16 protein-coding genes, 1 tRNA gene and 1 CRISPR repeat array are annotated in these 17,119 nt (G+C 56.8%); of the genes, 10 read left to right on the top strand and 7 right to left on the bottom strand.

Going from position 1 to position 17,119, the window contains the following annotated elements; all coding sequences use genetic code 11:
* The first annotated feature begins 59 nt into the window (after positions 1-59).
* The 4 genes from B3075_RS01805 (at position 60) to gdhA (ending at position 5,782) form a co-directional block, all read left to right on the top strand.
* Positions 60-533, top strand: coding sequence for a PTS sugar transporter subunit IIA (locus B3075_RS01805; protein WP_094137171.1), 474 nt, complete (start codon positions 60-62; stop codon positions 531-533).
* Complete coding sequence (locus tag B3075_RS01800; protein ID WP_094137172.1) at positions 530-2,320, top strand: chloride channel protein; 1,791 nt, start codon at positions 530-532, stop codon at positions 2,318-2,320. The genes B3075_RS01805 and B3075_RS01800 overlap by 4 nt, the downstream gene beginning before the upstream one ends.
* A 446-nt stretch (positions 2,321-2,766) precedes the next feature.
* Complete coding sequence (locus B3075_RS01795; RefSeq protein WP_102737417.1) at positions 2,767-3,777, top strand: transposase; 1,011 nt, start codon at positions 2,767-2,769, stop codon at positions 3,775-3,777.
* A gap of 649 nt (positions 3,778-4,426) precedes the next feature.
* The gene (gdhA, locus tag B3075_RS01790) at positions 4,427-5,782 is read left to right on the top strand and encodes an NADP-specific glutamate dehydrogenase (RefSeq protein ID WP_094137174.1); all 1,356 of its coding nucleotides are present in this window, start codon (positions 4,427-4,429) and stop codon (positions 5,780-5,782) included.
* Positions 5,783-6,166: 384 nt separating this feature from the next.
* Here gdhA and lpxB read toward each other — a convergent pair whose 3' ends face one another.
* Positions 6,167-7,288 carry a lipid-A-disaccharide synthase gene (gene lpxB / locus B3075_RS01785; RefSeq protein ID WP_290488186.1) on the bottom strand — a complete coding sequence of 374 codons (1,122 nt, stop codon included), beginning with the start codon at positions 7,286-7,288 and terminating at the stop codon, positions 6,167-6,169.
* Between the two features lie 107 nt (positions 7,289-7,395).
* Between lpxB and B3075_RS01780 the strand changes: the two genes are divergently transcribed.
* Entirely contained in the window at positions 7,396-8,070 is a 675-nt protein-coding gene (locus tag B3075_RS01780; protein WP_290488185.1) for a DedA family protein, read from the top strand.
* Positions 8,071-8,087: 17 nt separating this feature from the next.
* Complete coding sequence (locus B3075_RS01775; protein WP_290488184.1) at positions 8,088-8,603, top strand: C-GCAxxG-C-C family protein; 516 nt, start codon at positions 8,088-8,090, stop codon at positions 8,601-8,603.
* Positions 8,604-8,622: 19 nt separating this feature from the next.
* On the opposite strand, the gene B3075_RS01770 is transcribed toward B3075_RS01775, so the two are convergent.
* Both B3075_RS01770 and B3075_RS01765 read right to left on the bottom strand, forming a co-directional pair.
* A complete protein-coding gene (locus B3075_RS01770; protein WP_094137179.1) occupies positions 8,623-8,967 on the bottom strand; it encodes a ferritin family protein in 345 nt (114 codons plus the stop codon).
* Positions 8,968-9,146: 179 nt separating this feature from the next.
* On the bottom strand, positions 9,147-9,650 hold the full coding sequence (locus B3075_RS01765) for a thioredoxin family protein (protein WP_094137180.1): 504 nt from the start codon (positions 9,648-9,650) through the stop codon (positions 9,147-9,149).
* Positions 9,651-9,821: 171 nt separating this feature from the next.
* On the opposite strand from B3075_RS01765, the gene B3075_RS01760 reads away from it, so the two are divergent.
* A tRNA-Val gene (locus tag B3075_RS01760) sits at positions 9,822-9,896 on the top strand.
* Between the two features lie 549 nt (positions 9,897-10,445).
* Here the strand turns inward: B3075_RS01760 and B3075_RS01755 are convergent.
* From B3075_RS01755 to B3075_RS01740, 4 genes are read right to left on the bottom strand one after another with little or no spacing between them, the layout of a single operon-like run.
* The gene (locus tag B3075_RS01755) at positions 10,446-11,327 is read right to left on the bottom strand and encodes a hypothetical protein (protein WP_290488183.1); all 882 of its coding nucleotides are present in this window, start codon (positions 11,325-11,327) and stop codon (positions 10,446-10,448) included.
* Positions 11,320-11,601 carry a hypothetical protein gene (locus B3075_RS01750; RefSeq protein ID WP_290488182.1) on the bottom strand — a complete coding sequence of 94 codons (282 nt, stop codon included), beginning with the start codon at positions 11,599-11,601 and terminating at the stop codon, positions 11,320-11,322. The genes B3075_RS01755 and B3075_RS01750 overlap by 8 nt, the downstream gene beginning before the upstream one ends.
* Entirely contained in the window at positions 11,598-13,232 is a 1,635-nt protein-coding gene (locus tag B3075_RS01745; RefSeq protein WP_290488181.1) for a portal protein, read from the bottom strand. Before B3075_RS01745 ends, B3075_RS01750 begins: the two co-directional genes overlap by 4 nt.
* Before the next feature lie 8 nt (positions 13,233-13,240).
* Positions 13,241-13,447, bottom strand: a complete 207-nt coding sequence (locus tag B3075_RS01740) for a hypothetical protein (protein ID WP_128153555.1) — start codon at positions 13,445-13,447, stop codon at positions 13,241-13,243.
* 323 nt (positions 13,448-13,770) lie between these two features.
* Between B3075_RS01740 and B3075_RS01735 the strand changes: the two genes are divergently transcribed.
* Genes B3075_RS01735 through B3075_RS01725 form a run of 3 tightly spaced genes read left to right on the top strand, consistent with a single transcriptional unit; the run spans position 13,771 to position 14,995 of the window.
* Positions 13,771-14,391 (top strand): hypothetical protein, encoded by a 621-nt coding sequence (locus tag B3075_RS01735; protein ID WP_290488180.1) that lies wholly within the window; start codon positions 13,771-13,773, stop codon positions 14,389-14,391.
* 44 nt (positions 14,392-14,435) lie between these two features.
* Positions 14,436-14,735 carry a BlaI/MecI/CopY family transcriptional regulator gene (locus B3075_RS01730; protein WP_094137186.1) on the top strand — a complete coding sequence of 100 codons (300 nt, stop codon included), beginning with the start codon at positions 14,436-14,438 and terminating at the stop codon, positions 14,733-14,735.
* Positions 14,732-14,995 carry a hypothetical protein gene (locus B3075_RS01725; RefSeq protein ID WP_290488179.1) on the top strand — a complete coding sequence of 88 codons (264 nt, stop codon included), beginning with the start codon at positions 14,732-14,734 and terminating at the stop codon, positions 14,993-14,995. The genes B3075_RS01730 and B3075_RS01725 overlap by 4 nt, the downstream gene beginning before the upstream one ends.
* Positions 14,996-15,280: 285 nt before the next feature.
* A CRISPR array of direct repeats spans positions 15,281-17,062; the repeat unit is 33 nt; unit sequence GTTTCAATCCACGCACTCCTTGCGGAGTGCGAC.
* Positions 17,063-17,119 lie beyond the last annotated feature (57 nt).

The raw sequence follows: 17,119 nt of genomic DNA, 5'->3' as shown, positions 1-17,119 counted from the left end.
AGCCTCCTTCCCCGCATGCAGGCCAGAATTTCCTTGATAATCATAGTTCCCTTCATAGAATGAGAAACCAAAAGCTTTCTGAAGACCCGGTGGCAGACAATCTTCAAATTCACGTACGCACGTTCCAGCCCTCAACCACTCAGGCACAGGCTCTGGAAGCCCTGACGGATTCCATGTCGGAAGTCCTTGACGACCGACAGCTAAGGCACATCAGGAATGCGGTTCTTCTGCGCGAGGAAACGCAGACCACTTATCTGGATCACGGTCTGGCCGTCCCCCACGGACGCACCAGCGCGCTGGATTCCATGCAGGTCACCGTAGGCATCAGCCCTGAGGGCGTCCTCTGGCCGGACGATTCCCGCAGCGCGCACCTCATTGTGATGCTGGGCGTTCCCGCCTCCATGGTGACCGGCTACCTGACCACCATGCAGAAATTGCTGCGGTGGCATAAAAACGCCCCCCTGGGCCCCAACGGGGAATGGACGGGAGATGAAGCCGGCCTCCTGGCGTCCCTTCAACAAGCCCTGCAATGACGGACAAGAAAAACCAGCCTGCGGAGAAGACGCATCTTTCCTGGTCATGGCTGCGCATGGCGCTGAGCCTGCGTGAAAAAGTCAAGCTGGGAGACAAGCAGGTCATCTTCATCTGGGCGGTCGTCGTCGGCGCGCTGGGCGCCCTGATGGCCCTTGTCTTTGAAATGGGCGTGGAACTGGTGCAGGACGTCCTGACGGGGCGGACCAGCTACAGGCAAATTCAGGTCTTTCAGGAAATGGCCGGCCAGGACCCGGCCTGGTGCATCTTCGTCCCGGCGGCGGGCGGCCTTTTAGCGGGTCTTACGCTCCTTTTCACCCATCGTTTTGTGCCGGCCAAGGCAACGGAATACATGGAAGCCGTGGCGCTGGGCAACGGATACGTGCCTCCCAAGCCCAGCCTTCTGCGTTCCCTGTCCGCTGTTTTCTCCGTAGGTTCCGGCGCCTCCATCGGCCGTGAAGGCCCGCTGGTGCAGGCAGCCGCCGTAGCGGGTTCCGCCCTGGGGCGTTTCTTTCACCTCTCAGCGCCCCGCCTGCGCCTGGTGGTGGCCTGCGCCGCCGCCTCCGGCATGTCCTCCGCCTTTCATACGCCCCTGGCGGGCGGCCTGTTCGTAAGTGAAATCGTTCTGGGCGCGCTGACCATTGATTTTCTGGCTCCCCTGCTCGTGGCCAGCTGCGCGGGCTATTTCACCATGGGCCTGTTCCATGAACCCGCCCCCATCTACCAGCTCCAGCAGGAAGTCTCCCTGGCGGGCAACCAGCATGTGCTCTGGTGCGTGCTGCTGGGAGCCCTGGCCTCGCTGGTCGCCAGTTTCTGGCTCCTCATCCTCAAAAAATCGCGCCAATACCTGAACGGCAAGCGCCAGTGGCTGCCCGTGCGCCTGACGGCGGCGGGCGTGCTGGTGGGCGTCATCGCCATCTTTTACCCGGAAATCGTAGGGAACGGCAAAAATATCATCACTTCCCTCATTAATTACGAATTTGACGCCGCGAGAGCCGCTGTCCTGCTGTTCCTGAAAATATTCACCGTCGCCATCGTCTTCGGCGTGGGAACCGTGGGGGGCGCCCTGACGCCCAGCCTGACTATCGGGAGCGTCTGCGGCTTCCTGTTCAGCGCGGCTCTTACCCAGCTGGGCGTGCCCGGTGACCATGCCATCGCCTATTCCCTGGTGGGCATGGCCGCCTTTTTCACGACAGCCGCCAATGCCCCGATCACCTCTCTGGTGCTGGTGGTGGAATTCACCATGGCCGGGCAGATGATGTTCCCCCTCATTATCGGCGTGCTGGTTTCCTACGGAATGGCCAGGCTCACCAGAGCCCAGTCCATGTACCATGATTCCCTGGCCTTCGGCCCCAGAAGCACCTTTGACAAACCCCTGGCCCAGGTGCAGCTTCAGGATGTAGCGCGCAAGAACCCGCCCGTGGTGCATCCCCTGGACAAATTCGGCACCATTGCCGCCATGCTCATCAAAAATCCGGCCCAGCCCATCTTCGTCACATCCCCGGCCGGCAAATACCTGGGCAGCGTGGTGGCGGAAGACGTGGCGGCCTTTGCCCGCAACAAGGAGCTGGCCCAGGCCGTACTGGCCATGGATGTGCTGCGCAGCGACATGCCTACGCTTCCTGCGGACATGCACCTTCCGGAAGCGCTGGGCATTTTCTCCCGCCCCCACTGCGCGGAATCCCTGGCCCTCGTGAACCCGAACAACGACCTTCTGCTGGGCGTGGTCAACAAGACGGACCTCTACCTGGTGCTCTCCGAGATCATGCGCAGGGAAAAGCTGCAATAAGGGGGGCGGCCTTTCTACATTATATCCGTTGAAATACCGGAAAAAACGCCGTTCCTTCCCTCAAATTACGGGAAATGCCTGTTCAAGCCCCCCCTGCCCGGTCAAAAGATATTTCCCCTTTCTCCAACTCCGGCGGCGTCCCGCTTTCCTTTCACGCCTTATCCGGGCATGGCATCCGGGGAACGGCGTATTTGGGGTTCCCTTCATGAAAAACACGGGGCAAAGGCATGATTTCCCCGGCACAAGCGCCCTGCCGCCATTGCGGAAAGTGAATCCGGCTTCTTCCGAGGGCCTCTGCCCGGAGCCCCTCCGGCAAAATTTGCTTCCTCCGGAAAACGCGGACGAGCCGGAAAACGCATTTTTTTCCTCCTCTTTTTTTACAATAGGGGTCAGGTTAAAAATAACAACAAACTTGCATTTCAGACCTTTTCCGGTACGCTTCCGGCATGAGCCGCACCCTGAGAATAGAATACCCCGGAGCAGTCTATCACGTGCAGAGCGAGGGCAACCGCGGAGACGCCATTTACCTGGATGACGAAGACAGGGAAATTTTTCTGCGGACTTTTCAGGAGGCGTCCCGCAGAAGCGGATGGACCGTGTACGCCTACGCCCTGATGGCCAATCACTACCACATTCTTTTCCAAACCGCGCGCGCCAATCTGGTGGATGGCATGAAATGGCTCCAGACCGCTTATACCCAGCGTTTTAACGCGCGCCACCGAATGCGTGGGCATCTGTTCGCGGGCAGATACCACGCCATGGTGGTGGAAGCGGATAACGCCCACTATTTTTCAACCATCATTGACTACATCCACCTGAACCCGGCCCGGTCCGGCCTGGCGCGCCGCCACACGTTCCTTTCCGGCTGCAAATGGACGAGCCTGCCCGCATGGCTGGACTCTCCCGCCAAAAGGCCCAAATGGATTCATCCGGAACGCGGCCTCGTCTGCTTCGGCTGCGACGACACGGAAGACGGCCGCCAGAAGTACCTCAACCATCTGATGGGCCGTTTTGAAGCGGAACGCATGGATGAACGCTCCCTGCTGCCCGCCGGCCATGTAGGCCCCGGCACCGTCCAACGGGGCTGGTGCTACGGCTCCAGCGCCTTCCGTGCCAGGCTGGTGGGGGAACTTCCCCGGCTGGCGCGCAGAAAGCCCGTCACGACAGGGATGCGCGCGTCGGAAATCGGGGAGTACCAGGCGGAAATCATCGTCAAAAACGGGCTGAAAGCATTCGGCCTGTCGGAGGAGGAGCTGCTGGCCACGCCCTACAGCCACCCGTCCAAACTCATCATCGCCCTGGCCGTCAGGCAAAGCACGCTGGTACCGTATGCATGGATCAGCAACCGGCTGCACATGGGCATTCCCAAATCCATGGGAACTTTGCTCCACCGGGCAAAAAAAATGGCGGAAACGGATTTGAAAACGCGGGCATGGATCGAGCGCCTGAGCTCCTGACCGCCATTTCTCCCACGGAATAAACCTGGAAAAAACTTCCTCCTGCCACAAGAACCCGGCTGGCATGAAACCGTTGATCCGCGGCAGGAAGAAACAGCGGGAAGCAATCAAGGCGCGCCCCCTTCTCCGGCACATCATCATGCAGGCCAGCCCAAGCAATTCCTAGGATGCCGCAGCCGGTCCCGAAACTACGGAAAACGCCATGGCGGCAATCCCGGCTTCCCCCCCCCTCCCAATGAGGGAAACAAGAACCTCCGCCGTGGCCTTCCCCGTCCACTTGACCAGGGTTAGCCTGTTGTAGGCAAAATTCCATATCTGTCGCCTTGGCGGTTTTTGACTACTTCTTCTTTTTCATTCGTTCTTTATCCAAACCATATTCAAAATCCGCCCCGCGGAAACAGGAACCCGAATAACCGAGGACAAACTCCGTGTTTCAGCATCCGGAACACGTAATGCGGAAAGGCGTCAGTCGGCGGAAATGGGGTCAGTTTACAAATCACAACATATGAACATATTTTCTATTTTCCTGCTGACCCCTAAAGACCGTCAGAAAAAAAATAATTGCCAGCCCGCTCTACGGAATGATAAACGGAAAGCGCATGCGCAACACTGCGCGTGAAGCGTCAACCCAAATACAACAACAGAAAAGATGGCACAGACATATTCCCAGCGCGTGCTCGACTTGGTCAAGGCCAAGCATAGCCACGAAAAAGAATTCATCCAGGCCGTTCAGGAAGTGCTCAGCACGATTGAACCGGTTTTGGCCGCGAATTCCAAGTATGAAGACCACGCGATTCTGGAACGGATCGTGGAACCGGAAAGAACCATCCTGTTCCGCGTGCCGTGGATCGATGACCAGGGCAAGGTTCAGGTGAACCGCGGGTACCGTGTGGAATTCAACAGCGCCATCGGGCCGTACAAGGGCGGTCTCCGCTTCCACCCCAGCGTCAATCTCGGCATCCTGAAGTTCCTGGGTTTTGAACAGGTTTTCAAAAACTCCCTCACCACCCTCCCCATGGGCGGCGGCAAGGGCGGTTCCGACTTCGACCCCAAGGGCAAGAGCGATAATGAAGTGATGCGCTTCTGCCAGAGCTTCATGACGGAGCTTCAGCGCCACATCGGCGCGGATACGGACGTTCCCGCGGGGGACATCGGCGTGGGCGGCCGCGAAATCGGCTACCTGTTCGGACAGTACAAGAGAATCCGCAACGAATTCACCGGCGTTCTCACCGGCAAGAGCCTGAACTGGGGCGGTTCCCTCATCCGTCCGGAAGCCACCGGCTACGGCTGCGTGTACTTCGCCCAGAACATGCTTGCCACCCGCAACGACGACTTGCAGGGCAAGGTCTGCCTGGTATCCGGTTCCGGCAATGTAGCCCAGTACACGGTGGAAAAACTTAACGAACTGGGCGCGAAGGCGGTCACGATGTCCGACTCCAACGGCTATGTTTACGATCCGGACGGCATCTCTCCGGAAAAACTGGCCTGGGTCATGGAACTCAAGAACAAGCGCCGCGGACGCATCGCGGAATACGTGAAGCAGTTCCCGAAGGCCCAGTACTTTGAAGGCCAGCGCCCCTGGAGCGTTCCGTGCGACTGCGCCTTCCCCTCCGCCACGCAGAATGAAATCAACGGGGAAGACGCCCGCACCCTCATCAAGAACGGCTGCACCCTGGTGGCGGAAGGCGCCAACATGCCTACGGATCTGGAAGGCATTGAAACCTACCTGGCCGCCAAGATCCTGTACGGGCCGGCCAAGGCCGCCAACGCCGGCGGGGTGGCCACCTCCGGGCTGGAAATGTCCCAGAACAGCCAGCGTCTCTCCTGGACGCGTGAGGAAGTGGACCACAAATTGAAGACCATCATGGCCAACATCCACGCAAATGCCGTGGCCCACGCCCAGGAATACTCCTCCGACAAATCCTTCACCAACTACGTCACCGGCGCCAACATCGCCGGCTTCGTGAAAGTGGCGGATTCCATGATCGACCAGGGGGTAGTCTGATCCCTGGCCGACATACTTGCTGCCAATGTAAAACACACCAGAAGCGCCGGGTTCGCCCGGCGCTTCTCTTTTCTACGGAAACGTCTCCATGCCGGAAGTTCCTTTTTTCCGTATGGCCAAACATGACGGCGGAAGAACTTCAAAGGCCTCCCGGCATGGGGAACAACCACCCTCAAGAGTTTTTCCCGGCTGCCGGGACGTTACCTGCTGCATCACGGCAGCGCCGGGATATCTACAATTCAGGGCTGGGGCGGCCGGACAAAAATGCGTTACATGACCTGTTTCCGAAATTGGAGGGCCAATTCTCTTCCCCTGCCCCATTTTTCCGCATCAAGGGCCGGAACGGCGCTTTCCCGGCCCCAATGCATCATTGGAGCTCCTGAATTATTCCTTCAACAGGCGGCAGACGGCCTGGGCCGCATGTTCCGCCGCCCCTCCCTGCCCCAGTTTGTCGGAGGCCTGTTTCATTTCCTCCAGCAGGGCGTCCCTGTTTTCCGGAACCAGCAGGCGTTCTATTTCATCAATCACCTTGTCCGGCGTAAAATCAAACTGAACCAGCTCCTTCACCACGGGTTTCTGCGCCAGGATATTCACCATGCCGATGAAGCGTATCTGGATGAGCATGCGGGCCATCCAGTACGTCAGCAGGGGAACCTTGTACACCAGCGTGTACGGCAGGCGGTGCAAGGCGGCCTCCATGGTGGCGGTGCCGGAAGCCACCACCCCCACGGCGGCGCGGTCCATCAGCTCATGATATCCCCCCACCGTAATGTGGAACAGCTCCGGCGGCATGCCGGCCTTCCGCGCCATGCCGCGCATTCTTTCCGCCAGAGCCTCCGTGGAAGCGGCGGTTTCAAAGGACAGTTCCGGCCGTTCCCGGGAAAGACGGCTCACTACCTCTATAAATACCGGGAAATGCCTGTCAATTTCACGGTTCCGGCTGCCGGGAAACAGACCGACCAGTGACGGCTCCCGGACGCCCTCCTTACGGATGGAGGCAATTTCATCCACCAGGGGATGCCCCACAAACTCCGTTCTCAGGCCGGCTTCCTGAAACAAGGGGGCCTCAAAGGGGAAGATGCACATCATCAAGTCCAGCATGCGCACCATCTTGGGAATGCGCCCACGGTGCCATGCCCAAACCTGCGGGGAAATAAAATAAACGATTTTGGTGCGGGGGCAGCACTTGCGGACCCTCTCCGCCAGCCGCAGGTTAAACCCCGGATAATCAATCAAAACCAGGCAATCCGGCTGGTCCTGCCGTATCCTCTCCAGAATGGAGAGAAAACGCCTTCTGAACCATCCGTATTTTTTGAGCACCTCCACCACGCCGATAACGGCGGCTTCATCCGCCCAGTCCTCCACGCCGGGGCATAACGCGTGCATGCCATGGCCTCCCAGCCCCGCGACCTCCATGCCGGGCATCAGGCGCAACAGATTTTTCAACAACAGGGAACCATGAATGTCCCCGCTCTTTTCGCCTGCTATGATATAAAGCTTCATCATTTTCTGCAACGGCGCGCGCCGGATGCTTTCTTATCCTACCAGCCCCGTTCCCGGGACGCAATAAAAGACTTTCCTTTCAAGGATTTTGATGCAAGATACGCGCCGTTATGCATGAGTTGATCTCACTTTGGATGTCCTGGGTGCAGGACTGGGGATATGCGGGCGTCATTGTCCTGATGGCCATGGAAAGTTCCATCTTCCCCGTCCCCAGCGAAGTGGTCATCCCGCCCGCGGCCATCCTGTCCGCCCAGGCAGGAGCATCCATGAGCTTCTGGGGGGTAGTGGCCGCCGGAACGTTCGGCTCCTGGCTGGGTTCCGCCATTACCTACGCCGTGGCCCGGACCGTGGGCCGCCCGGTCGTCATGCGCTGGGGCAAATTCTTTTTCATGCCGCCCCACAAGGTAGAAAAGGCGGAAATCTTCCTTCAGCGGTACGAAGTTTCCGGCGTCTTCTTCGCCCGCCTTCTGCCCGTCATCCGCCATCTCATTTCCATTCCCGCCGGCATTGTCCGCATGGGCTTCGGCATTTTCTCCCTGGTCACCGTGCTCGGCTCGGTTGCCTGGTGCACGGTGCTCGCCTGGTACGGGCACCGCATCGGGGAACGGCATCCGGAACTGCTCAAATCTCCGGAGGAGCTGATCCGCACCGTCAAGAGCGAAAGCCTTCCCCTTATTCTGGCCGTGCTGGTGCTGGCCGTCTGCTACATACTCATGCTTCGTCTGACGGACCGCAACAAGCTGGAAAAAGCCGCAGCGGACACGCCCGCAGAAAAAGAGCAGTAAACCCCCCCCTTTTTCCTATGCTCCCTTCCAAGGAAGACCGGACTGCCCGGGCTCTGGATTATTTCCACCAGGGATATAATTGTTCCCAATCTGTCTTTGCCGCTTTTGCAGATGTCTGCGGACTGACGGAAGAAACGGCCCTGAAATTGTCCTCCCCCCTGGGGGCAGGCATTGGACGCATGCGGGAAGTATGCGGCGCTTTTTGCGGACTGAGCATGCTGGCAGGGAGCCTGTACGGAAACAGTTCCCCAGAAACCGGAGAAAAGGAGAAAATCTTTTCTCTGGTTCAATCCCTGGCCGCCTCCTTTAAACAGGAATTCGGCACGCTTTACTGCCGGGAACTGCTGGGGCTGTCCCCGGAGCGCCTGGCTGCGGAAACGGCGCGCCCCGGAGAAAGAACGGCAGCTTATTACGCCTCCCGCCCCTGTGAACGCTGCATTGCCTTCTGCGCCCGCCACGCGGCCGAGCTGGAAGCAAAAGCCCGGCGTCATGAAAACGCCCGGCCCCCTTTACAGGGAAACCGGGCGCTTTAACTACAGACGGAAGGCGCCGTCAATGGGCGGCGGAACTGTTGCATGCGCCGTCCGGACAGGACGCCTTCAACTTGTCAATCTTTTCATTGGTTTCACCCATCCCCTCGTCATAAAAGCCCTGTTCGTCCGGGGCCAGCACCTGGAGGAGGCGGAGAAATTCGCCCGCGTGTTCCTTTTCCTCATTGGAAATATCCAGCAGGACTTCCTGGGCCAGTTTATGGTCTATGGATTCTGCAAGCTGGGTATAAAGCTGGATGGCTTCATATTCCGCTGCGATCATGAACCGGATGGCCCTCACCAATTCGCCATGAGTGAGTTTCCGGTTTTCCTTTAATCCGCTAAATGCATTTGTAAATTCAGGCATGCAGATGAGACCTGATACAGAAAGCCTTCATTCAATATGCTTTGTCATAACTTTTATACGACTGCAGCCTTGAAAACAGTACAGCGAATAAATGGCCAGTATCTTTTGCCGGCACAAGAAAGGAGCGCCGGGTTTTCTTCCGGCGCTCCTGTTAATCAAATTTTTCCGGAACAACAGCCTTACTTGGCTTCCGCAGCCTTGGGCGCGTATTTCTTGAAGAATTCAACGTACTGGGCGGGAGTACGGCCGGGAACATAACCTGTGCGGCCCAGCTCCTTGCCTTCCGCATCCACTACCACCATGACCGGCACGCCGGTAATTTTATACGTCTTGGCTTCCTTGGATTTGCTGAAATCCGAACTGCCGAATTCAAATTTGACGCCGATAGCCACGCCGTCCATGCCTTGCTTGAAGTCCTTTTTGGAAAGTATTTCCTTCTCCAGCTTAATACAAAAGCCGCACCAGGACGTTCCCGTGAAAAGAAGAACAATAGGAAGGCCGGTTTCCGCCGCCTGCTTCTGAGCGCTCTTCAGGCTCTTGCCCCAGCGGAATTTCACTTTCGCCGCCTTGGCGGCCTTGGCGGCGGCTTCCTTGTCCACGGGAACGCCTTGAGCCATGGAAACGCCGGAAACGCTGAATCCCAACACCGTACACAACGCGAAAATAAAATGTCTGTTCATCATACTCGGTAAAACGTTTTTTTCAGATTAGCAAAAATACTTTGTATAGGAAGAGAAATCAGCGTCTTCTTACCGAAGAAACGCTTCCGTCACCCTTCACAAAACGAAGCGCCCTCAAAAAAAGTATTGCTCTTTCCTCCTTAATCGGGTAATAATCCGCCCGCACTTACAAACGCGCGGTTAGCTCAGTGGTAGAGCAACACCTTGACATGGTGGAGGTCGTAGGTTCAAATCCTATACCGCGTACCACCTTCAACAAAAAGACTGCCTCCGGCGAGGCAGTCTTTTTTATTCTACCTATTGAATATCAAAAGGATTACAGCGTTTTTACCTGTCCGCGAATTCCGTCCGTTTACTAGGGGAACGCTAAAATGCGTTGACGTTTTGTGTAAAAAATTGTGCAGATAAATCGTAATTCATTTATGATAAATAACAACGTACAATATACCGAATATTATTCTCCTTAACCCCCCCATTCCTTTCTAAAAACGCTCAATGCAAAAGATCAATTTGCGAGAATAAGAGAAAATACGGGAGATATCTACATTTTTACTCACTTACGGTGAACGATATGATGAATATTTCATCTCATGCGTTTCCCATGCGGGGAAAATGTTTTTCCAACTTTTTTTGAACACAAGCCCCTTCCCGGGACGCTAATGATAGGAAGGCAGTCTAAGGCCCCAGCCCTTACCCCTCCTTCCCTGATGAAACAATGACCATTAAAAGCCCGGCGGAAGATACTCCGCCGGGCTTGCTTCTTATTATGAAACTCCGCTGGTTAAAGCGTCCGGGAAATTAACGTGTGGTCAAACGGTCATATAACTCATTGGCATATTTATGATTGGGATGATTCACATTCATATACGCCTCATAAAGAGGATGGGATGGATCCGATTCCATCCGCATGGCTTCCTGAGCGGGGGAAGGTGCCGCATTTCCTGTATGATGGAGAGGAGCTTCATCAAGCAGGCGTGATGCCTGGTACAACAGGCGGATTGCATCCGGATTGGAACCGAGTCCCGGATTATCCAGCAAAGCGTCCGCATCCACCCCTGTTTCAGAAGCAAGCCGCCGGAGAACGGCGGCAGCCCTGCCCATGTTGCGTTCATAATTGGAACCCCATTCCTGCTGAAGGGACTGTTCCGCCTGCATTTCCATCTCCATCCGGGCATCTTCCATGTGCTCGCGGGCCTCATCATATGCCTGCGCCATCGTCTCCTGAAGAGCGTTCATTGCCTCCGGCGGCACTCCGTAACGATAGGCCGTGCGGGCCATGCGTTCTGCCAGGTCGGCATTCCATTCGCTTTCCGGCGTGGATTCTGGACGTTCCAAGCGGTATTCTTCCTCCGACTCCGGCAATCCGGCCAGCCGGCGGAACCGCGCCATCTGTTCTTCATTCTCCACGCCGGGATAACGTCGCAGGCGTTCCAGCTCCGCGTAACTCTTCGCCAGAGCCTCCGGCGTCTTAAACTTGGAAAGGGATTTCTCCATCCCTTTCAGCTCATCAAACCGGGCGTACCAATCCGGAGCAAAACCTCCGTCCTCCCCCAGAAGGGGAGGAAAAGGTTCAGTTGGAACCGCGGCTCCGGCCAACGCTTCCGTCTCCGGGGAAACGGCCCCGGAACCCTCCGCATCCCTGAAAGGAGCGGCCATGCTGTTATTAGTGGAATCAATCATTTTTTTCTTCTTCTGTAGTTTCTTTAATGGCTAATTGAAGCTGGCGGCGGATGTACAGAAATATCTCCCTGTAGGCATCCCTCCTCATGGCGTCCAGAGGGTCGTAATTCCCCGGACTGCCTTGAAAAACGGGCAAATCAGTCTGGAAGCGGGCTTCCAGAAAGGAAAGCGCCTCACGCCCGTCCGGGGTGTCAAACACCCGGAGAAGCTGGCGCCTTTTGAGACGGGCCTCCCGGACGGAGGCCTCCTGCTGCAATGTTGTATCCTGGTTCATTTTTGAATCGCGGTTAACTGGTCAAGCAAAGGATTGAGGGAAGCGTAAGGATCCTCTTCCGCCGGAGCCGGGGAGGTTCCCTGCCGGAGGTCCGCCCGTTCCTTCCGCATGGCGCGGACATCGGCCCAGGGCCTCAGCATGCTCTCCGGGGCTCCGTCCACCCGGGCGGACAGGCGGAAACAGTGGTCCCAGTCCACATGATCCGCCAAATCCGGGGCAGCCTGCATCATCATGTTCAGCCGCTGAAGGCTGCGGTCCATCCCTTCGCTCTGCAAACGCCTGAGCACCAGGGCAATCTTTGACTGATAGACAACCCTGGGTTCTCCCACGGCAACGGAGCCGTCCCTCCCCTCCCTCAATACCGCACGGGGGGGCCTGGGAAACTTGCCCATACGGAACAGCAGTGAAAAAATGCGTGTCATTGTGGAATACAAATCACTCACAAACAGCGTGAAGGAAGGAGAAAACATCAAGACGCGCTCATTCTCCCGCGCCATGACCTCCGTGGCAGTCATATTGCCGTGGCGCCCGCTCCATAGCTCCAGCATGGGCAGATAATAGGCGCGTCGTATCGCATCCTGCTTTTGCGCCAGACGGTCCATCCCGACATCATACCTGCCCTGCGTAGCCCACTCCCGGGGAAGATGAAGGGAAGCGGCCTCCGGGGTAATGACGGTCCTGCCGCCGGCCCGCAAATCCACCTCCCCAATCTGGTTGGCAAGCTCCAGAATACGGGGAAAGGCGGCCACCTCGCCAAGAGTGTCCAGAATACGGTTCAGGAACTGCACCTGCTGAATAGCGGGAAACACCAGCCTGCCGGGAGCCAGGCCGTACGGGCCGCTGCCCCACTTCAAAAAGCGGGTTACCAGATAAGGGAACTCCATGTATCCCCCCTCCTCCACGATCATCTGGTCATCCAGAGACAGGTAAACGCTTTCAAACGGCATGTGGGAAGCCTGCTCCCTGCGGCGGCTGCGCCGGGTGCGCGGGCGCACCACATGCAGAAACCTCAAAGTCGTGGCATACGGATTGCCTCCGCGTTCCAGAACTTCCCGGGCCCTGGGCCCCAGAGCTTTCACCCCGAACATGGAGCGCGCCTGATGGGCCGTGTAGGCAAACTCCCTGACGTAGGTATCCACCCGGCCTTCCGCATTCTCCGCACAGGCGAACTGGCCGCACGGAATATTGGTGAACAACAGCCTTCCGTCTGAGGAAGTGCCTGTAAACAGGCTTCCGGTCCCCAAAGCCACCCGGTCCAGAAAACACTCATGGATCTCCGTGTAAAAATTGGAAACGGACAATTCTTTCAGGGCAATTTCCGAACACTGGTTATACCAGGCCTCCGCCTCGTCGCCTCCCCGGTCGTCCGGAGCCGACCACTTGAACCATACGTCATGGCTGGGCGTAATATAGGACATATGGCCGCTGGCCAGCTTCTGGCACGCCTCCACGGCAGTAGTATCCGTCATGCGGTCCATGGCGTCCCTGTTGGGCAGGGAAACCTCCCCTTCCCGGTTCAGGCGGCGAGGCAGCACGTAATCCCTCAGACGGTCCCACCACATCTCCCATGGCGCGCGCTGGGCGGCCAGGGACTTGTACACGGAATTCAACTCCGCAACTCTTTCTTCCATGGCAGCGCCTATCCCAGAGTTTTCCTAAGCAGAGTCCGCGGATTGACCTCCCCCTGCCCGGCGGAAGAATGACGGCGCGCGAGAATGGTGGAAATCATTCCCTGCCTCTGCCGTTCCCGGGCCTGATAATCTTCCCCTACTTCTTGTTCCACGCTCTCCGCCTTGACCGGGATGGTCTGCTCCGGAGCAGAAGCGGAAGGAGTGGACGGTTTCATGAATCCCATAATTTCTTTTGCTTTCTATTCATGGTTGATACTGATTCCCCTTCCCGTCTGCCGGATAAAGGCTCCAGAGGATGACGGACGCCCGCCTCACAGACAATCCATGCGGCGGGAGCGTTCTTTTCCCATGGAAGGAAAGGGCGCTTACCCCACCTGCCCAGGCAATCCGGGCAGGTGCTTGCATTTATCAAATAAACGAATCGGCAAAAAATGCACCTGAGGAAAAACCGGACGCATACATGCCACTGGTGGCATTAAAGAGGGCGCCACCAAACGTGATGCATTCCGCATCCGTTTCCTCCAAAACATAGGGCGCTATGATCAATGAATCCTTACTTCAGCCGGATACTCCATCCGCGCTGGACATCTGCAACGCGGCCCTCTCAAAAATAGGGGAGGCACCTCTGGACGCGCTGATTGCCAATGAATCCACGGCATCCCGCCTTTGCGTTCTTCATTACCATCCGGCCCGCAGGGAAACTCTCTGCATGGCGCGCTGGACCTTCGCCGCTACGCAAACCACGCTGGACTCCGTTTCCGCACAGGCGCCCAATTCCCTGACTCCCTATCAATTCACCCTGCCGGCAGACTGCCTGCGCGTGCTGGATGTGGAATGCTCGGAATGGAAAATGCAGGGACGCCGCATTCACGCTTCCTGCGCCCCGCTGCCCCTAAGCTACATTGCCGATATTGAAGACGCCGATCAATTCGATCCCCTCTTCATGGACGCGCTGGCTACCCGGCTGGCGGAAAAACTGGCCATGCCCCTGACGGGCAACCAAAGCCTGCGCCAGAATCTTAACCAGGAATTCCATAAAATCATTCTTCCGCAGGCGGCAACCGTCAATGCGGTGCAGTGCTTTTCCAATGATTCCCACCCGCTGCTGGATCTGCTGAGAAAAATCAAATCTCCCTCTTGTCCGGAAGAATGTGAATAACATGAGAATAATAAGCAAACAACATAACAATAAGTTGTGAATACATGCTCATGAAAGCCCTGGATTTCATACAGATATTTGCCGCCAACGTCCGCAGGTTGGACTTCCGCCTCAGCAGTGCCCAGGTCATCCTGGCCGTCATTGCCGGGTACAGGCGCCACAGCACTATTACGGAAGCCACACGCCTGCACCCTAATACCGTTACCAATATCCTGCAGGATCTCATTGCGCAGGGATACGTCAACCGTATTGGAGAAGGCCGCCCTTATGTTTACCGGCCCACTGCAGATGGAGAGCAGCTTGCCGGAAACTTGCTGGACAAAAACACATTCCCCGGCAAATGAACAATCCCCTGCTCAGTACGGAAGAAAAACGCCGCTGGCTGGCCCGCGTTTTCCGGGACGAGGACGGAGAATACTCCCAGGCGGACAAATTCAAGGCGCTGGTGGAAGACACCAAACTGGCGGCCCTTCAGCAGGAAGAGGAGGAATTCAACCGCCAGCGGGAAACGGGAGGCGCGGAGCAGGACCCCGTCCTGGCCCTGCTCCAGGCCATTCCTCCTGCGGAGCTCAACCTGCATCAGCACCCTCTTTCTGAAAAATAAATAGAGGAATCAACTGACAAGCCTTCCAGCTCCAACAATCCTGAAAAATTTTTTGAAAAATGGAGTTCTTTAAAGAGTCGGAACGTACCAATACTTTATAGAAAAATTATCAAGCATTACAGGAAAACGCCCTTAACCACCACCCCTGTGCTATGTCTGCAACATTGTTGCCATCCCCTTGCAAGAGGACAACAGGCCGCCCCAGCCTACCGCATCGTCGTCCTCTTTATACACTCCGCAAGGAGTGCGACGGGCGGAAAACCGCAAATAACAATCACCATTCAGGTTTCAATCCACGCATTCCTTGCAGAGTGCGACACGGGTCACGCTGGAGCTGCTTCCCCTCTCCCCGGTTTCAATCCACGCACTCCTTACGGAGTGCGACCTTCCTGGTCATCTTCCAGGTTGTCCGCCACGCCGTTTCAATCCACGCACTCCTTGCGGAGTGCGACCGTATCGTCCGCGGGCGGCGTGCTGAACAGCCAGTTTCAATCCACGCACTCCTTGCGGAGTGCGACTGGGCAGACTTCCATTGACGCGCAAAGCGTTTCGGTTTCAATCCACGCACTCCTTGCGGAGTGCGACTGTTCCATATCTGGTCGATAGCCGCGGATGGGATGGTTTCAATCCACGCACTCCTTGCGGAGTGCGACAGAACGGGACGTGAGAAACGCCGCTCCAATCCCAAGTTTCAATCCACGCACTCCTTGCGGAGTGCGACTTAGGCAATCTCCCGTCAGGCGTGCTGACCTGGTGGTTTCAATCCACGCACTCCTTGCGGAGTGCGACCCTGGGACAAAGAAATCTATGAATAAAATAACCATGTTTCAATCCACGCACTCCTTGCGGAGTGCGACTTGAGAGCGGGATTTTTCAGAACCGCACGGGTGATGTTTCAATCCACGCACTCCTTGCGGAGTGCGACCAACGGCAAGAATTCTTTTCAGGACGTAAAGAATGTTTCAATCCACGCACTCCTTGCGGAGTGCGACTATTTCCCCTGCTAAGCTCATATCCGTTCAACAAGTTTCAATCCACGCACTCCTTGCGGAGTGCGACCTGTTAAGGGTGTTATTTTAGCTGTAACGTCGGTGTTTCAATCCACGCACTCCTTGCGGAGTGCGACCCTATCCCGGAAAAATCGGCCTCCGGCTGGACCCGGTTTCAATCCACGCACTCCTTGCGGAGTGCGACTTCCTGCGGCTGTAGTTTAATGGTTCATGGAGACTGTTTCAATCCACGCACTCCTTGCGGAGTGCGACTTCTTGAAAGGGGCGCGCATCCGTGCTACAAAAGTTTCAATCCACGCACTCCTTGCGGAGTGCGACCCCAGCGCGACAAAGGAAATCGTGCCGTCGTAAGGTTTCAATCCACGCACTCCTTGCGGAGTGCGACATCAGCGGCCATGCCAGGGACCGCATGCTTTGCGGTTTCAATCCACGCACTCCTTGCGGAGTGCGACTATCTTAATATCATACTAATCAACAAGAAATCATGTTTCAATCCACGCACTCCTTGCGGAGTGCGACGGCGGGATCGTGACTTCCCGGCACAGCACGTAGAGTTTCAATCCACGCACTCCTTGCGGAGTGCGACGCTGATGGCGGCGTTAAAAGCTTCGGCTACTTTGGTTTCAATCCACGCACTCCTTGCGGAGTGCGACGTGCTGGATGATTGCCACGCTCCGGTGGATGCCGGTTTCAATCCACGCACTCCTTGCGGAGTGCGACTTTGCCAGGTCGTTCTCGCCTGGCACCAGGGGCCGGTTTCAATCCACGCACTCCTTGCGGAGTGCGACAAAAGCGAATAGTTAATAGGATGCCAAGCGCCGAAGTTTCAATCCACGCACTCCTTGCGGAGTGCGACGGAGCCGAACGACTACGGATTCCGCGTTCAACTGGTTTCAATCCACGCACTCCTTGCGGAGTGCGACAGATTTCCGCGCCTTCGCCCGCCGCCAACATGCGGTTTCAATCCACGCACTCCTTGCGGAGTGCGACCTATTATGAAGGGGCGAAACGGTTTGCCTACATTGTTTCAATCCACGCACTCCTTGCGGAGTGCGACTCCCCCCCCCCCTTGAAAAGATACGCCACTCTACGTTTCAATCCACGCACTCCTTGC

Origin of the sequence: Akkermansia sp. UBA7090 (genome assembly GCF_002493465.1) — a bacterium.
In the GTDB taxonomy this organism is placed as follows: domain Bacteria; phylum Verrucomicrobiota; class Verrucomicrobiia; order Verrucomicrobiales; family Akkermansiaceae; genus Akkermansia; species Akkermansia muciniphila_A.
The sequence above is the reverse complement of the archived record's forward strand: the minus strand, read 5'-3'. Positions and strand labels throughout refer to the sequence as shown.

What these genes read in the sequence shown, in the direction of transcription:
- B3075_RS01775 (WP_290488184.1), top strand. Translation starts at nt 8,088, where the DNA reads ATGCTCCCTTCCAAGGAAGACCGGACTGCCCGGGCTCTGGATTATTTC.
- B3075_RS01765 (WP_094137180.1), bottom strand. Translation starts at nt 9,650, where the DNA reads ATGATGAACAGACATTTTATTTTCGCGTTGTGTACGGTGTTGGGATTC.
- B3075_RS01780 (WP_290488185.1), top strand. Translation starts at nt 7,396, where the DNA reads ATGCATGAGTTGATCTCACTTTGGATGTCCTGGGTGCAGGACTGGGGA.
- B3075_RS01805 (WP_094137171.1), top strand. Translation starts at nt 60, where the DNA reads ATGAGAAACCAAAAGCTTTCTGAAGACCCGGTGGCAGACAATCTTCAA.
- B3075_RS01795 (WP_102737417.1), top strand. Translation starts at nt 2,767, where the DNA reads ATGAGCCGCACCCTGAGAATAGAATACCCCGGAGCAGTCTATCACGTG.
- B3075_RS01740 (WP_128153555.1), bottom strand. Translation starts at nt 13,447, where the DNA reads ATGAAACCGTCCACTCCTTCCGCTTCTGCTCCGGAGCAGACCATCCCG.
- B3075_RS01755 (WP_290488183.1), bottom strand. Translation starts at nt 11,327, where the DNA reads ATGATTGATTCCACTAATAACAGCATGGCCGCTCCTTTCAGGGATGCG.
- lpxB (WP_290488186.1), bottom strand. Translation starts at nt 7,288, where the DNA reads ATGATGAAGCTTTATATCATAGCAGGCGAAAAGAGCGGGGACATTCAT.
- B3075_RS01745 (WP_290488181.1), bottom strand. Translation starts at nt 13,232, where the DNA reads ATGGAAGAAAGAGTTGCGGAGTTGAATTCCGTGTACAAGTCCCTGGCC.
- B3075_RS01800 (WP_094137172.1), top strand. Translation starts at nt 530, where the DNA reads ATGACGGACAAGAAAAACCAGCCTGCGGAGAAGACGCATCTTTCCTGG.
- B3075_RS01730 (WP_094137186.1), top strand. Translation starts at nt 14,436, where the DNA reads ATGCTCATGAAAGCCCTGGATTTCATACAGATATTTGCCGCCAACGTC.
- B3075_RS01770 (WP_094137179.1), bottom strand. Translation starts at nt 8,967, where the DNA reads ATGCCTGAATTTACAAATGCATTTAGCGGATTAAAGGAAAACCGGAAA.
- B3075_RS01735 (WP_290488180.1), top strand. Translation starts at nt 13,771, where the DNA reads ATGATCAATGAATCCTTACTTCAGCCGGATACTCCATCCGCGCTGGAC.
- gdhA (WP_094137174.1), top strand. Translation starts at nt 4,427, where the DNA reads ATGGCACAGACATATTCCCAGCGCGTGCTCGACTTGGTCAAGGCCAAG.
- B3075_RS01725 (WP_290488179.1), top strand. Translation starts at nt 14,732, where the DNA reads ATGAACAATCCCCTGCTCAGTACGGAAGAAAAACGCCGCTGGCTGGCC.
- B3075_RS01750 (WP_290488182.1), bottom strand. Translation starts at nt 11,601, where the DNA reads ATGAACCAGGATACAACATTGCAGCAGGAGGCCTCCGTCCGGGAGGCC.